At 55.6% G+C, this 16063-nt stretch carries 10 protein-coding genes; 1 reads left to right on the top strand and 9 read right to left on the bottom strand.

All coding sequences use genetic code 11. The annotated features are described in order from the left end of the window. Positions 1–91 precede the first annotated feature (91 nt). From HBO10_RS28635 to ltrA, 6 genes are all read right to left on the bottom strand, one after another. Positions 92–1426: an MFS transporter gene (locus HBO10_RS28635; protein ID WP_010565163.1), complete on the bottom strand. Its 1335-nt coding sequence runs from the start codon at positions 1424–1426 to the stop codon at positions 92–94. Positions 1427–1587: 161 nt separating this feature from the next. Next, positions 1588–2841 carry a beta-ketoacyl synthase N-terminal-like domain-containing protein gene (locus HBO10_RS28630; protein WP_086008187.1) on the bottom strand — a complete coding sequence of 418 codons (1254 nt, stop codon included), beginning with the start codon at positions 2839–2841 and terminating at the stop codon, positions 1588–1590. A gap of 294 nt (positions 2842–3135) precedes the next feature. Further along, positions 3136–4380 carry a cytosine deaminase gene (gene codA / locus HBO10_RS28625; RefSeq protein ID WP_010565161.1) on the bottom strand — a complete coding sequence of 415 codons (1245 nt, stop codon included), beginning with the start codon at positions 4378–4380 and terminating at the stop codon, positions 3136–3138. A gap of 2 nt (positions 4381–4382) precedes the next feature. After that, on the bottom strand, positions 4383–5600 hold the full coding sequence (locus HBO10_RS28620; protein WP_010565160.1) for a PucR family transcriptional regulator: 1218 nt from the start codon (positions 5598–5600) through the stop codon (positions 4383–4385). Next, positions 5600–6862, bottom strand: coding sequence for a cytosine permease (codB, locus tag HBO10_RS28615; RefSeq protein WP_010565159.1), 1263 nt, complete (start codon positions 6860–6862; stop codon positions 5600–5602). Before codB ends, HBO10_RS28620 begins: the two co-directional genes overlap by 1 nt. 1183 nt (positions 6863–8045) lie before the next feature. After that, positions 8046–9332 (bottom strand): group II intron reverse transcriptase/maturase, encoded by a 1287-nt coding sequence (ltrA, locus tag HBO10_RS28610; protein ID WP_169918778.1) that lies wholly within the window; start codon positions 9330–9332, stop codon positions 8046–8048. A gap of 1206 nt (positions 9333–10538) precedes the next feature. Between ltrA and HBO10_RS28605 the strand changes: the two genes are divergently transcribed. After that, on the top strand, positions 10539–11558 hold the full coding sequence (locus HBO10_RS28605) for a GlxA family transcriptional regulator (protein ID WP_010565157.1): 1020 nt from the start codon (positions 10539–10541) through the stop codon (positions 11556–11558). A gap of 86 nt (positions 11559–11644) precedes the next feature. Here the strand turns inward: HBO10_RS28605 and HBO10_RS28600 are convergent, their stop codons facing one another. The 3 genes from HBO10_RS28600 to HBO10_RS28590 form a co-directional block, all read right to left on the bottom strand. After that, positions 11645–12964 (bottom strand): MFS transporter, encoded by a 1320-nt coding sequence (locus HBO10_RS28600; RefSeq protein WP_086008186.1) that lies wholly within the window; start codon positions 12962–12964, stop codon positions 11645–11647. Positions 12965–13281: 317 nt separating this feature from the next. After that, positions 13282–14493 (bottom strand): M24 family metallopeptidase, encoded by a 1212-nt coding sequence (locus HBO10_RS28595; RefSeq protein WP_010565155.1) that lies wholly within the window; start codon positions 14491–14493, stop codon positions 13282–13284. A gap of 890 nt (positions 14494–15383) precedes the next feature. Further along, complete coding sequence (locus HBO10_RS28590) at positions 15384–16016, bottom strand: AraC family transcriptional regulator (RefSeq protein WP_010565154.1); 633 nt, start codon at positions 16014–16016, stop codon at positions 15384–15386. Between the last annotated feature and the right edge of the window lie 47 nt (positions 16017–16063).

Here is a 16063-nt window from a genome sequence, read left to right as displayed (position 1 = left end):
CTCCTGCATTATCGCGAATGCCTCAAACCGGGCGTCCGGGGCAAGTTCGCCAGTTAGTTTTTATGTTGCAAGCGTTTCAATGATTGTACGGTCAGGCCAAGGGCTTTAAGCGGGGCTGTGATTCGAGCTCGCGCCCATCCAGTGCGCGCCCGCAAGTTTCCGGCAGGGAAAGACCTCCGGCGAGGGCAAAGATCGCAATCGCGGCGAGATAGAAAGCCGGTGCCATGGAGTTACCGGTCTGCTCGATCAACCAGGTGGCCATGAACGGCGCGGTGCCGCCAAACACGGTGTAAGCCATGTTGTAAGTGATGGCAGAGGCCGTGTAGCGGGTGTGGGTCGGAAAGACTTCGGACAACAGCACCGCTGTGACGACACCGCAAAGCACCGCGCCGACCGCGAGTAGACACGCACCCATCAGGCTCGCAACAAACGTCCCTGAACCGGCCAGCAGAAATGCTGGATATATCGTCACCAGTAGCCATAAAGCGGCGGTCAACATGGTGCGACGCCGGCCAACGTAGTCCGAGTAAGCTCCCGCCAGCGGACAGAGCCCTGCGGCGAATACCAGCGTGAGTACCGAGATCAACAAAGCCGTAGGCCGGGGTAAGCCCCCCTGAAGCTGCAGATAAGTTACAAAGTAGGTTGTGCAGATATAGAAGGACAAGGCCGTCAACGAGATGAATGCACCCAGGCAGCACATCGCGCCGGCCTGGTCGCGCAAGGTTTCTCTGAGCGGCGCATGGACACCGCGTTCGGTGGCTGCGATGGCCTTGAATGCCGGGGTTTCATCCAGCTGCCAGCGCAGATACAAACCCACCAGACCAAGGGGGGCGGCAATCAGAAACGGTAGACGCCAACCGTAGCTGGCCATTTCTTCGGCGCTCAGAAAGGTGTTGAGCAGGTAGGTAACGATGGCGGCGGCAGCAAAGGACGCAAACGTTGAAACCAGTGCGGCACTGCCGTATCGGGCACGTTTGTGGGATGGAGCGTGCTCGATCAAGTAGATACACGCGCCGGCGTATTCACCTCCGGCGGAGAACCCCTGTACACAGCGAATCAGCGTTAACAGCACCGGAGCCATCAAGCCAATGCTTGCATAAGTCGGCAAAAGACCGATCAGGGTAGTTGCACCTGCCATAAGCAGGATGGTCATCGATAACACCCGACGGCGCCCCAGCCGATCCCCCAACATGCCAAAGACCAAACCGCCCAGCGGGCGAAAGGCGAACGCCACGGCGAACACCGCAAAAGTGTTGAGCAGCGCCGTCGTCGTGTCGCCGCTGGGGAAGAAAATTTGCGCAATCGTGGTCGCAAGAAAGCCGTAGATCGCGAAATCAAACCATTCGACAAAGTTGCCGATTGAAGCCGCCCAAACTACTTTTTTCAACTCCACTGGTTGCTGGGGCGTGTGCGAATTAGTTGTCATATCCACCTCACTGTCAGTTGTCGGAACAAGCGATGGGCAGAAGCTAACTAAAAAAAAGAACAGCGGGGCTGTTGGTCTCTGGCGGACCTTGGTTGCCGCCCGCAACGACACGACTCTTACCGACCAAGTCGCTGCGATGTCACTCCAATCGCTTCCTCAGATCACGCTTGGAACGCGCGCTTGCTGAAAATAAGGCTGGCGTTTGCGCCACCAAAACCGAAGCTGTTACTCATCACGCAATCCACCGACTGGTTCAGGCGCGTAGTGCGAATGATTGGCAACGGTTCGACTTCAGGATCAAGTTGCTCAATGTTGTGGGACGCGGCGAGAAACCCGTGTTGCATCATCAACAGCGAATAGATCGCTTCATGAACGCCGGCCGCGCCTAGTGCATGACCGGTCAACGATTTGGTAGAACTGAACGCAGGCAAGTTGCCGTCGAACGCCAGCAAGGCAGCGCGCAACTCGACCAAATCGCCCGCCTGGGTGCTGGTGCCATGGGTGTTGAGGTAATCCACAGTTTCATCACAGGAGCTCAATGCCGCCTGCATGGAACGCAGTGCTCCGTCGCCACTGGGTGACACCATGTCCTGGCCGTCGGAGGCGGTGCCATAACCGATTACCTCTGCGTAGATCTTCGCACCACGCTCAAGGGCGTGCCCCAGTTCTTCAAGAACCAGCACGCCACCCCCACCGCTTATCACGAAGCCATCGCGTGCAACATCGTATGGCCGACTCGCCTGGGTGGGCACACGGTTGTAGCTAGTCGAGAAAGCCCCCATGGCATCGAACATACAGCTCTGGCTGACATGCTCGGCTTCGGCGCCGCCAGCGAATACGACATCCTGTTTACCGAACTGGATCTGCTCAAAGGCGTGACCGATGCAGTGAGCACTGGTCGCGCACGCAGAAGCGATGGAATAGTTGAGGCCCTTGATGGCAAAGAAACTGGCGATACAAGCCGAGACAGTGCTTGTCATGGTGCGCGGCACTCGATAGGGACCGACCTTGCGAATGCCCTGTTCCAGCAACTGGTTGGCCTGGACAATATCTTCGCTGGAGCCGCCGCCGGATCCCATCACGCAGCCCGTTCTGGGATTGGACACCTGCTCTGGCTCAAGCCCGGCGTCCGCAATCGCATCGCGCATCGCCAGATAGGCATAGGCAGCGGCATCGCCCATGAAGCGCCGCTGGCGGCGGTCAATCTGCAGCAAATCCACGTTCAGCAGCCCGCTGACATGGCTACGCAGTCCTGCTTCGGCGTAGGTCGGATTGAAGCCGATCCCCGAGCGCCCTTCACGCAATGCCCGCACAACCTCCACCTGGTCATTGCCCAGGCAGGAGACAATGCCCATCCCGGTCACTACAACGCGCCGTAGGCCTATGGTGTCCCTGGATGATTTTTGAGTATGCAACACGTAACTCCTTTCTCTTTTCGCAACGTGAACAATGCGGCGATGTGGTCGAGTCTAATGGTGATTTTTCATTCTGATAATTCGTATATCAACTTGGTTTATTGCCGAAAAACGCATCAATTAAAATGGGGGCACGGACGTTCCCGGCCGTCGAAGAGACCGAGACAACAATGCAGTCTAGGAAGCTGGCGAGAGGTGACCAGCGCACCGAAGCGATGTCGAATGCACCGGCCTTCCCTGAGCAAGTCAAGCGGTTACCAGGGAAGGCCAGCATGATTCGCTGGCGAAAGTGGCTTAACCTGTGAATCGCTCTACGCGCGCAGGGCTTCGCTGCATCAGAACCTTTCCGTTGCGGATCGACATCAGCACTTGCCCCTGGCTGCGGATCATTTCGTAGTCGTCTGGCGCGGACAGGATCAATACATTGGCCGGTCGGCCGATCTCAAGCCCGTAGCGATCACCCAGGTGCAGCGTCTTGGCGCTGTTATCGGTGATCAGATCCAGAGAACGCTTCAGGTCCTCGTAGCCGAGCATATGGCAGATGTGCAGACCCGCTTCCAGAATGCGCAGAATGTTGCCATTCCCCAGCGGATACCATGGATCGACGATTGAGTCCTGACCGAAGCAGATGTTCATGCCAGCCCGGTCGATCTCCGCAACCCGAGTCAGGCCGCGACGCTTGGGATAACCGTCGAAACGACCTTGCAAATGGATGCTCTCGGTCGGGCAGGAAATAAAATTTATGCGCGAACGCTTGAGCAATCGAAACAGCTTGTAGCAGTACGCATTGTCATAGGAGCCCATCGCCACCGTATGGCTGGCGGTTACCCGCTCACCCATGTCGCGCACCCTCGCCTCCTCGGCCAGCACTTCCAGAAAGCGCGACTGTGGATCGTCGGTCTCATCGCAGTGCACATCTACCAGGCACCCCGTCCGCTCCGCCAGGTCCATCAGAAACTTCACCGAGGATTCGCCCTGCTCACGGGTATTTTCAAAATGCGGAATACCGCCCACTACGTCAGCACCCATGGCCACGGCTTCGGTCATCAAAGCACGGCCATTCTTGAACGATTCGATACCCTCTTGAGGGAACGCAACGATTTGCAGGTCGATGAGGTGCCGGGTTTCCTCACGCACCTCCAGCATGGATTTGAGCGCGGCAAGGCTTGGGTCGGTGATATCGACATGGGTACGCACATGCTGGATACCGTTATCGACCAACATGTCGATGGTCTTGCGCGCACGTACTTTAGTGTCCTCATGGGTCACTAGCGCCTTGCGCTCGGCCCAACGTTCAATTCCTTCGAACAGCGTACCGCTCATATTCCATTTCGGCTCGCCGGCGGTGAGCGCGGCGTCCAGGTGGATGTGTGGCTCGACAAACGGTGCGGTAACCAGATTCTGTCCGGCATCCAGGTCGGTTGCGTCAATGGTTTGAAGCACATCAGTCTGAGGGATAATGGCCGCAATATGCGCCTCATCGAGCTCGATTCGAAAAAGGCCGTTTTTACCGCGCAGTCGCGCGTTTATGATATTCATACTTACTCCTTGCTATTGACGTCGGTCATGCGCCATACCAGCAGCGCGACCGAGGCATTCATGCGAAATAGAGGGTCATCCAGCGACAGCCCGCTGTGTTGTTCGATGCGTTGAATACGTTGGGTGATGGTGTTGCGATGGATCGCCAGCCGGGAGGCGGCCTTGAGGGCATTGCCGTTTTCCTGCAGCAACGCATCCAGGGTCTCAATCAGAGTGAACGGGTGCTTGCGGGTAGGCTCGATCAAGGCGCCGAGGGTCTGCTTCACGAAGTGATCAATCACCGTACGGTCGCTTATGCCCTGCAACAGCCGCAGTACTCCCAGCTCGCTGAAGTCGCAGAGGCCGCTGGCCGGTCGCAGGTTTTCCGCAACGTCTAGCGCTTGACGCGCCTCGCTTAAGGCCTGACGGTATTGGCCACAATCCTCGACCCGGTTTGCCAGCCCCATGAAAACCGTCATGGTTCCAATCAAACTGCTGAGTTCGCGGTGCAGATACAAAAGATCGTCACGCAGCTGTGCACGGTTCGCCAGTAGCACGATGAACAAATCACCTTGTAGGATTACCGGCAATGCTTCAGGTAAACGGCGGTTCCAGGCTTCCAGGTAGTCTTGCAGTGCCTGTTGCGTCTGCTGCAACAATTGCTCAGCCTGGGCCGGGGGATGGTTTTCGAACAGACCTCTGACCGACGACAGCCGCAAGGCCACGAGATGACGTGGCCCTTCAAGAGGAAGCTGCACGTGCTCGGCACGCTGGCGCGCGATAGCCAGGCTCGGGTAGTCGCCGGTCAGCAGTTGGCTGAGGATGTCATGACGTGAACGCCGCGCCTGAGCGGTCTGCACCAGCGCCGTGCCGATCGTGTGGCTGACGAAGACCATCTTTAGAAGATAGGGCTGCTCAATCAGAGGCAGGCCAAGTACCTCGGCCCGCTCGATAACCGCTGGGGGGATGCTTTGAATGAACGTTCCCCCGGTGAGAACCACCAGACCAGCAATCCCCATATCCACACCGTCTTCGACTACTCTCAGGAGATTAGCCTCGTTCCTGGTGTGATTGACACCAGTAATAAACACCAGCTCGCCCCCCATCACCCACTCGGCGATCCCTTCGTTCTCAGCCACATAGGGCCAGCGGACACTGCGATGCAGCTGACCCGCACCAGCACGCACGCTCAGCTCCTCGAGGCCGGTCAGTTTGAGGACTTCCTCAACGGTCAAACTCACTACTCCCCCTGTGCGGCGCTCACCGCGACACGACGACCGCTGAACTGCAGCAATCCTATATAACAGACGGCTGATACAGCGATACCCACCAGCGGAGCGACCCAGGGCGAGCAGTATGCGACCAGGGCCCCCACGGCGTAGGCGCCCAGGCCCATGAGGTTGTAGCGAGGCAAGCTGGCATTCGCTAACAGCGGGTATTTACCACGGTGGCGATACCAGAAATCAGCCATGATTACACCGCCCACAGGAGGAATGATCGAGCCCAGCAGCACCAGAAACGGGATCAGCATTTCGTACATACCGCCGATGGCCAACAGCACACCGACACCCGCGGCAGCAACCGTCATGGTGCGTCGTCGCTCGCTGCGCAGCAGATGGCAAGACGCAGCGGCGACGTTGTAGATGGTCGGACCTTGAATGGTCCAGAGGTTGAGGCAGAGCATGATGACTGCTGCGAAGGACAAGCCTTGAAGGATCATTACCTCAACGATATCGGCCTGCTGATAGACGATTGCACACCAAGCTCCGGCGACCACCATCAAGCCGTTACCTATCAGAAAGCTCACGACACTGGCGATGATTGCCACGCGACCGGTACGCGACAACCGGGTCCAGTTGGTCGCCTGAGTAGCACCGCTGGCGAAGGTGCCAAACACCATCGTCACCGCCGCCGAAAAGGTCATGGTCTCATGGGGAATGACAGCCGCCAGCCCCTTAAAGCCTCCAATATCGCGGGTGGCGATGTACATGGAAACGATCAGCAAAATAAACATCAGCGGTACAGAAACACGCGACAGGACATCCAGGCCTTTGTAGCCCACGATAGCCGTGATGCTGAAACCAAAGCCGAACAGGATCATCAACGGAATCGTCAGTCCTTCGGACAAGCCAAGCATTTTTACCAGAACAATAGCCGCCGTCGCGGTGCCCCAGGCGTACCAGCCCAACTCAGCAAAGCCCAGCAGAAAGTCGGACAGCCTGCTACCCGCCTCGCCGAAACAAAACCGTCCCATCAGGACGGTGTTAAGGCCACTACGCGAAGCAATGAAAGCCAGGGCCGCAGCATAGAGTGCCAATAGGCTATTGCCGATGGTTGCAATCCATAACATGTCGGTGAACGAAAATGCCATGCCCAGCTTCCCACCGGCGAACATTGTGCCGGTAAAGAACGTGAAACTGAACAGAACCATGGAAATGGAAAGAAGCCCCTTGCGCGCAGATTGCGGGGCTTCGCTTAACGGAAAATCGCCAGATGCACTCATGTCTTTTTTCTCCAGATCGAAAGCGTTGATGGACAGGCCTGCAAGGGCTGGAGCAAATACTGGGCCTGTTCTCAAACGCTAGAAAATTAAGAATTAAGCGTGCGAAGCGAATACAAGGTAATGTGCATCTATCACATTTTTATAGGCAATTAATTTGGCTGCGTATGCACGACGCCCTTTTATGTAGCGCGAACGCACTGTTTAGGTACGAAGCCCGGCGTAGCAAATACCTTGCTCAGCATATAGCTGAGAATCTTGCAGGGGCCCTCAAGTCCGTCAATATGGCTGTCGACAGTTCACCGACCCAACACTAAGTCTTTTCTCTGACTGAGCTTGTAGCAAGGCAACGATTTAGCTCGTTTGGGCGAACCCGTTTATAGCGATGCATCAAATCGAGATTGATGTCTCTCCGTCTCTTTGGTGATATTGTACCCCCACTACCGATACCCTCAGTTTTCAAACCAGGATCACCCGCTCCATTGAGGCATTGTTCTGACAACCCCTACGACAAGTAACGGCATGGGCATGGGCTAACGCCAGTGACGGAGGTGAGACGGATGTCTGACGTATTGCGAGTCCCTGCACGACCTCAAGGCTTTGTGTGAGGTAGAATTTTAACGGGTTAGGCTAACGGTATGAGCATTGATCAGCCACCCGTGCAGGATGCAAGCAGTACACCCACGCAAACTCATATTTGGGCGAGACCGAAAATCGCTCTTTATATCGTCCGACGCAGGGCCAGGCGAGAATTCCAGCAAAATACCGCCTAAACTGCTTGGTGTTTAAGCACAGCTGGTGGCGTGACCTGGCAGGTTAAAACATACATGCGGTGGACTTTTCCCCTGCATTCACTTGCTCGGATCAGGCTGCTAACCGATCGCCTTCTTTAGCCAGACAGCCCTTGCGTGCAAGCTAGCACTGCACCGTCTTCAGCGGCCGTTGCCGATGCTCCCGGTGCAGGTACCTCGTACTATGGAGTGCTGGTTGTGGCGCCGGCCGCGATTGGTGCGGCCGAGCCAGCGCCGTATGCGCACCACTGGGCCATGGCTGTGGCACCCGGGCGGCTGCGGTGACTCGCCGGACCGTTGCGGTTCACGCCGGGTGTGCCCGAAGGGGCGGAAGAGCGGTCGCGGTAGGAACGGCAGTTACCTGCCGCCCCCCGCACAGATCCGTACGTGCGGAACTACCGCATACGGCTCCTGCCTCGGGTATGTGACGCAAAGCGATCCTCAGGGTAAGGATGTGCATTTCTAGGTCTCGGGATGTAGAGATCGGCAAGGCGTCCGTACCGTGACCATTGAAGCCGATTACGCTGGCTGCGTCGCTTAAGGGCTTGCCGCCAGAGACGGCATACCGCCAAACGAAAACCGCTAAGACGTATCAGGTTCCCCGGTACCGCGTGGTAATTGAAGTAACCGCTCACCACACGTTTGAGCCATTGCCCTTGAACCCGGACAAGGTCATGACGCCGGCGACTCAACTCCTCACGGATAGCAAGAAGCGTCGCACGCATACGCTTTTTGACAGTCAGTCGCAGTACTTGGAAGTCACCGCGTCGGCTGACACTACAACAGTGGGTGAAACCCAGAAAATCAAAAGTCTCCGGTTTTCTCAAACCTCGTTTCCTGCGATTCGTCACAGCAAAACGACCAAACTCGATCAGTCGTGTTTTCAAGGCGTTGAGCGATAGGCCGAACCTGGCCAACCGTTCCTGCAACTGCACCAGAAACTGCTGAGCCTGCACTTTCGTCCTGAACCCCACCACACTGTCATCCGCGTAGCGCACGACAATCACATCGCCACGGGCGTGGCGCTCGCGCCACTGCCTTGCCCATAGATCCAGCACGTAGTGAAGATAGATATTCGCCAGCAGCGGCGATATCACTGCGCCTTGGGGCGTCCCCTTGGTCGCAGCCACCCTACGGCCATCCTCCACAACGCCCGCTTGAAGCCATTTGCAGATAAGCCCGAGCAAGCGCCGGTCTGCAATTCGGTGTCCCAGAAACATCAGCATCCATTCATGGTCGATCTCATCAAAGAACGACGTGATATCCGCATCAAGTATCCAGTTCACCTTTTGGCTTTTCAGCGCGACCGTTAACGTAGCCAGCGCATCGTGCTGACTGCGGCCCGGTCGAAACCCATACGAGAATCCAAGAAAGTCCTCTTCATAGATCGCATTCAGAACGGTAATAACCGCCTGCTGTACAATCTTGTCCTCCAAAGAGTCAATGCCCAACGGGCGCTGCCTGCCATCGGCTTTGGGAATGTACACCCGCCGCGATGGCGTTGCCCGATAGGCTCCACTGTGGAGCCTTGCGTGCAAATCGGTCACCCGCTGGAGAAGACCTTCCTCATATTCTCGCCACGACATGCCGTCCACGCCCACCGCTGCATCGCGGCGCAAGGCATAGAAGCTCTGCGCCAATAACTGCGGTGTGATGTGGTGCAGCAATGCCGTGAACTGCATGCCCTTGTTCCTTCGGGCTGCTTCACGTACACCTTCAAGTCCCATCGACGCGCAACTGATCCGACTCTGTGTCCGGGGCGCGGGGGACGTGTCGGTGTTTCCCTTGGCTACGTCCCTTTCCTCCACTATCTCCGCAGGGCTTGGCCCCTTGTTCGATGGCTTCTCAGGTACTACGGACGTATCCGACTTCTCAGCGACGTAGGCAGCAGGGTTACGGCTTTTGGCCTTTCCTCCTCCGCCCGGTGCTTGCGCACCGGGCACCGCTGAGATCTCCCAGTTTCTGTGCAAAGGACTTCCCGACGTGCACAGGGTCTCCGACCGCGCGGGATCAGAGCATGACTGGCGTATAACGCCATGCTCCGTATTGCCTTCTGCTTCGGTTAACAGCATCGGCATCCCGAATTCCTGATTACGCGGCTCAATGGCTGGCCCATCGGTTTCCCCTGTCAACGCTTCACCCTGCACCTCACGGTGCAACATGCATGACTCGGGGTCTGGTTGATTCGCCATTTCTTACCAGTATCGAACTTTCATCGACTATCCTCTGCCAGCTTTAACTGGCGCTCTAACCGTCCGGCAAAGTCACCTACCCGATCCCAGCAAAGGGCGATGTTCTCCACCTAAAAATACGTGGACACCATCACTCTTATCGTCAGGATTCCCATGCGCCGAAGAACGTCTTAGCCCAAACCCCTTAAAGCCCAGATAGTCCAGGAATGCCTGCAACCCGGCGTGTCGATGGCCAGCGTCGGGGGAAGGTTCCGTGTTTCCAGGTAATGCTAGGGGACGACACCTAGATCAGTGCCCCCCGCAGGAAGCAAGCGACGCATCCAAGCAAGCTCGCCTTTGCACCAAACCACAAATTTTGTCTCGATATAGATTGGCGATGGGCCAGGGTGAGAATGAAGCAGCATTCCGTATACACTGCTCGATATTTGGCCCTACTGGCGGTGGGATTTGCTCGGTAACTGCATACATGCGATGGACATTCCCTTCCGTAGCCATTTGGTCGGATCGACCGGCTTCAAATCGACCCCCAAGGAAAACCTTGAGTGCAAGCAGGTATCGCTTTGTCTATTGATCGGACACTCGGAGTAAGATCCTAAGACTGAAAGCGGGGTTAACCCTCGTAGAAACAAAATGATGTTGCGAACGTCGGCATATTGCCGCAAAGCGCGTCACTTATGCAGTTGAGGAGTGCGAACAATGGCGAAACTCCAGGCGGCGCTCCCCCCCGCGGCGGGACGTTCGGCTAATGAACCACGGCCAGTGAAAACCGTAGGTTTTCTGGTCATACCAAATTTCACCACTATCGGCTTCGCCTCCGCCGTGGAAACATTGCGCATAGCCAATATGGCGGCGCGTCAACCGATGTTCCGCACGGTTATCATCGCAGCGAACATGGACCCGGTCACGGCCAGCAACGGCATGCGCATCCTGCCCGACTACACCATCACCGATGCACCAAAACTAGATATTCTGTTTGTTGTCGGATCAAACCCGATCGTCTCTAATCACAGCAGTCAACCGTTACTCAACTGGCTACGCAAGCTGGCGCATGATCAGGTGCCACTAGGTGGTATTTGCACTGGGAGCCACTTATTGGCGCGCGCTAATTTGCTCAAGGGTTATCGCTGCACGATTCACTGGGAAGATATCGAAGCCCTGAAGGAGCGTTTTCCGGGGATCATTATTTCCAACCAGTTATTCGAGCTCGATCGTGATCGCTACACCTGCTCCGGTGGCGTCGCCTCTATGGACATGACACTACAGTTGATTGCCCGCGAACCCGGTGGTCGGGACATCGCAGCACATGCGGCCGAGTTGCTACTGTGTGATCGGGTACGGGGCGCACAGGAACAGCAACGCGTCCCATTACGACAGAAACTGGGCACGTCCCAACCTAAGCTCAGCCAGATGGTGGCAATCATGGAAGCCAATCTCGATGAGCCATTGAGCCTTGAGGAGCTCGCGCGGTTGAACGAAGTATCGGTGCGGCAATTGGAACGCCTATTTCACAAGCACCTGCAACGCACACCGAGTCAGTATTACCTGGAGCTGCGTCTTTCGCGAGCGCGGCAATTGCTATTGCGCAGCGAGTCGCAAGTGCGCGACATTGCCCTAGCTTGCGGATTTGTCTCCCCAGCGCACTTCTCCAAATGCTACAGCCGTTTCTTCGGCATATCGCCCATAAGTGAACGAAAAAAAGTGGCTGCCGTGCATTGATTGTAGGAGCCGAGCCTGTTCGTCACGGCGACCTCAAGGACGCGATCAGAGCATGCTCGGCCTATACAGGGTAGTGATGGTGCTGGTCAATCCTGCAAGGCTTTATGCGCGGTCTCGCGACTGGCGAGCATGGCAATCAAAGCAACGGCAGCGGCCGCCAGTAGATACCAGGCTGGCGCCATTTTGTTACCGGTCAATTGAATCAGCCAGGTCGCAATAAAGGGCGCAGTGCCGCCGAAAACCGCATTGGCGATATTGAAGCTAAAGGCAAAACCGCTGAAACGCACGCGGGTCGGGAATATCTCGGCGAGGAAGCACGGCAAGGTGCCATCATTCATCGCCAAGATCGCGCCAAAAGCGATCTGGATCATTAGAATGACGACCAGCGGCTGGTTGTTCAGCATGCCAAACAGCGGCCATGTAAGGGCTAGGAACAGCACCGACGCGGTCAGCAACATGGTCTTTCGTCCGAACAGATCAGACAGTTTGCCCATCAGGAAAATCAGCCCGATATAGGTCGCCAACGACACCGTTGACGCCATGAACGAATCACTCTCGCTCATGCCCATCTCGGTGGACAGGTAGGTCGGCATATAACTGAGCAACAGGTAGAACGCCACCGCATTCAGGCATGTCACACCGATCCCGGTAATCACGCTACGCCGGTGCAAGGTCAAAAGTTCGCGAACTGGAGCGTGGGTCGCGCATTCCTTGGCCTCGAGGCGTTTTTCCATCTCCAGAAATTTGGGTGTGTCTTGCAAACTCATGCGAATGTAACGCCCGACTAGACCGAACGGTGCCGCCAACAGAAAGGGCAAACGCCAGCCCCAGCTGTGCAGATCCTCAACGCTCATCCACGAATGCAGACCGGCCACGAACACTGCTCCGAACAACAAGCCGGCAGCAGTGCTCGCAGGCACGATGCTGGTATACAAACCGCGTTTACCCTCGGGGGCATACTCGGCCAGAAAGGCTGATGCACCGGCGTACTCTCCGGAAGCGGAAAAGCCCTGAAACAAGCGGATTAGGAACAACAGAGCCGATGCCCACAGACCAATATGGTTGTAAGTCGGCAGGATACCGATGCAGAAGGTCGAGACTGACATGATCAGAATCGACCATGACAATGCGCTGCGCCGCCCGTATTTGTCTCCGAAGTGCCCCCAGACTAGCCCTCCCAGCGGTCGGACGATAAACGACAGCGCAAACACCGCGAAGGTTGCCAGCAGACCGGTCGCCTTGTCGGTCTGAGGAAAAAACGTCAGTGCAATAACGGTTGCCAGATAGCCGTAGGCTGCGTAGTCGAACCATTCGACGAAGTTGCCCATGAAACTGGCACTGGCCGCGCGCCGCAGTGCCTTGCGCTCGGACACCTGTTCAAGCTGCTGGTCCAGGATCGGCGTCAGACTTGCGCTTCAGGTGCTCATTGCGAACCTCCGGTGGTAGAGGTGCAATTATCGGAATGAAGAGGCAACGCTGTATCGCTACCTGAAGCGGTATGGAAGTTGGTTTGGTTTGAGCCAGTGGCCGGAATCATGACGTAGAACATGACAAATACCCTCTATTGTTTTACTTGGCAGGGTTTAGGGTCAGTAAATGATGCGCGATATTATCGTGCATACGTTGCTTTTTCCGTTTAACTCAGCCGCCGGGACGGTTTTTTCTACACGTTTGCCACTAATAAAAGAGAACGCCGCACAGGTTCACTGTGCGGCGCGTAATCTCACTTCTTGATGATGTTGTGTTCCGGGCCATACGGGAATTTGGTGATGTTCTCCCCACCCTGCTCGTTGACGATCAATATGTCGTGTTCGCGGTAACCGCCCGCACCCGGAAGGCCTTCAGGCAGCATGATCATCGGCTCAATAGAAACCACCATCCCCGGCTCTAATACCGTGTCGATGTCCTCGCGCAGTTCCAGCCCAGCTTCGCGGCCATAGTAATGGCTCAGCGTACCGAAGGAGTGGCCGTAGCCGAAAGTGCGGTATTGCAGAAGATCGTGCTCAAGGAAAATCTCGTTAAGTTGCAGGGCGATATCACAGCAGCGCATGCCCGGCTTGATTAGTTTCAGGCCGGCCTCGTGCACTTTAACGTTCACTTCCCACAAACGCAGATGCTCGTCGGAGCAATGGCCCAGGAACATTGTGCGTTCCAGCGCAGTGTAATAACCAGCGATCATCGGGAAGCAATTGAGGCTCAGGATGTCGCCTTTGTTAACCTTGCGCGAGGTCACCGGGTTATGTGCACCGTCGGTGTTGATGCCAGACTGGAACCAGGTCCAGGTGTCCATCAGTTCCGAGTCCGGGAAGGTGCGGGCAATTTCTCGCACCATTGCCTGGGTAGCATGCAGGGCGACTTCATACTCCGGCACCTGATCACGCAAGGCTTCCACGATTGCTGCGCCACCGATGTCTGCCACGCGGGCACCATGGCGGATGATTGCATGCTCTTCGGCGGATTTGATCATGCGCATACGCATACAAGGTGCGCCGATGTCCACCAATTCGGCCTGCGGGTAACGACTGGCAAGTTTGTCGCGATTGAGCAGGTTCAGATGGTCAAATTCGATGCCAATGCGTCCAGCTTTCGGCAATGCTTGCTGGATCGCGACGAAATAATTGTCGCGCTGCCAGTCGGTGTAAACGATGTTTTCAGTACCCACGGTGCGGCGCCAAGGCTGACCGCCATCGATGTTGGCGCTGATAGTAACGGCACTGTCTTGGGTAACGACCAGCGCGTACGGGCGGCCGAAGGAGCAAAACAGGAAATCGCTGTAGTAGTTTATGTTGTGATAGGACGTGAAAACTGCCGCATCAATATTGTTTTGCGATAGATACGCTCGCAATTTGGCCTGTCGATTGGCGTATTCCTCAACCGAAAACGTCGATTTCACTTTTTCGCCGTTCTTGATCTGGATGGTTTTAGGCATTTGCATGTCATTTATCCTTGTCGTTGATTCAGCGACGTAAGACGCCACTCTGGCTGGCCGCTGAAGATCATTCGAACAGATGCGAAGTAGGATTTTTTGTGCGAATCCGACCTGTAATTGACCAGACCCGCTATTTTCGAAGGGGAACTCAGGGCTAATCAAAAAGCGCTACACACCGCGATGTTTTGGATGACATATGTCCATGGACGATCTCGACCGTCGATATCGAGTCATAAACGCAGCTTAGATGCTGACGATAGGTGACCAGCGCAACGAAGCGAGCGAGTTCGAGTGCATGGGTCTTCTCTGGGTGAGGCGAGCGGTCATAGGGGAAGGAGATGCAACATTTACTGACACAAACGGTTCAACCGGAGAATAACTCCATGCGCGCCGAGCTGCGCTGCATCAGGACTCTGCTTTGTGGAGCGACATCAGACTACAGATTATTACGTAGTCGCCTGGGGCGGACAGGATCAAACATGAGCAGGCCGCCTAACCGCTAGCCTGTAGGGGTCTGCCAAGTGCAGCGTATTTGCGCTGTTATCGGTGATCAGAGCGAAAAAACGCTTGAGTTCCGAGTAGCCCAACACATCTCAGATGTGCAGACCGGCTTCCAGAATGGGCGAGGGATGCAATTCATCAGCGGATATCATGATATAGACGATAACATTCTTGCCGAGGCAGATCTTCATTCTAGCCCGATCAATCTCGGGACAAGGGTGGCCACGATGCTAGAGAGATTACCGAAACAAGCTTGGTGATGGATAATTTCGGTCGAGAAGTAAATAACATTGATATGCGAACGGTTGAGCACTTTCGAATCGGCCACACAAAAAAACCCAGGGTTCTGTCTCTTAATTTACATCGATAAGCCAGCTCACAACGATTATCTGGAATTAAGTTCGGACCTGGGGAATCGTACCACTTGCGCCTGATTTGACTGCCAGATTCTTTTCAACTTCTAACATAATATACCGCCCATACTCTTGTGCTAGAAATTCGCACATGAGCCCTTGAACAGCTTGGCGGCCAATACATGTCAGGCGTCCACGGTCGACACAGAATGGCGCGGTAACAAATTTGATGTCTTTGTAAATACCGAGGTGCTGGGAATACCCTGTTTCAGGTAGGCTGCAACGAAAACCATTTAGCGCGCCACTCATTGCCAACAACCAGCCCGCACCGCCGAAGGCCCCCAGATTAACAGGCTCGGTGATCCAATGGTCCAGCCGCTGCATGACAGCATCGTAATCCGCATCGGAATGTAGATTCTCCGCGGTACACAGGATCAACACATTAAATAACTGCGCATGGTCCAGCCGAGTAGTCTCGGTAGCTATGCCGCTGCTTGCGTTAAGCGTGCCCCCTTCTAAACTGAGAATTTGCCACTCACAAAGCTGAAAGCCTGCTACATGATTAGCGGATCGTAATGGCTGTATAGCATTCGCTAATGAATATAGGTCAAACCCCTCAGAGAGCAAGAATCCAAATTTCACAATATGCAACTCACCGCCAGGGAATTTAGACACTTTTCTGCATCCTCAGTACCATGCTTAAACGCAACACCGCACAAGAT

Origin of the sequence: Pseudomonas sp. WS 5503 (assembly GCF_012985385.1) — a bacterium.
Taxonomy (GTDB): domain Bacteria; phylum Pseudomonadota; class Gammaproteobacteria; order Pseudomonadales; family Pseudomonadaceae; genus Aquipseudomonas; species Aquipseudomonas paracarnis.
Note: the sequence above shows the minus strand (reverse complement) of the source record. Positions and strands in the feature narration are given on the sequence as shown.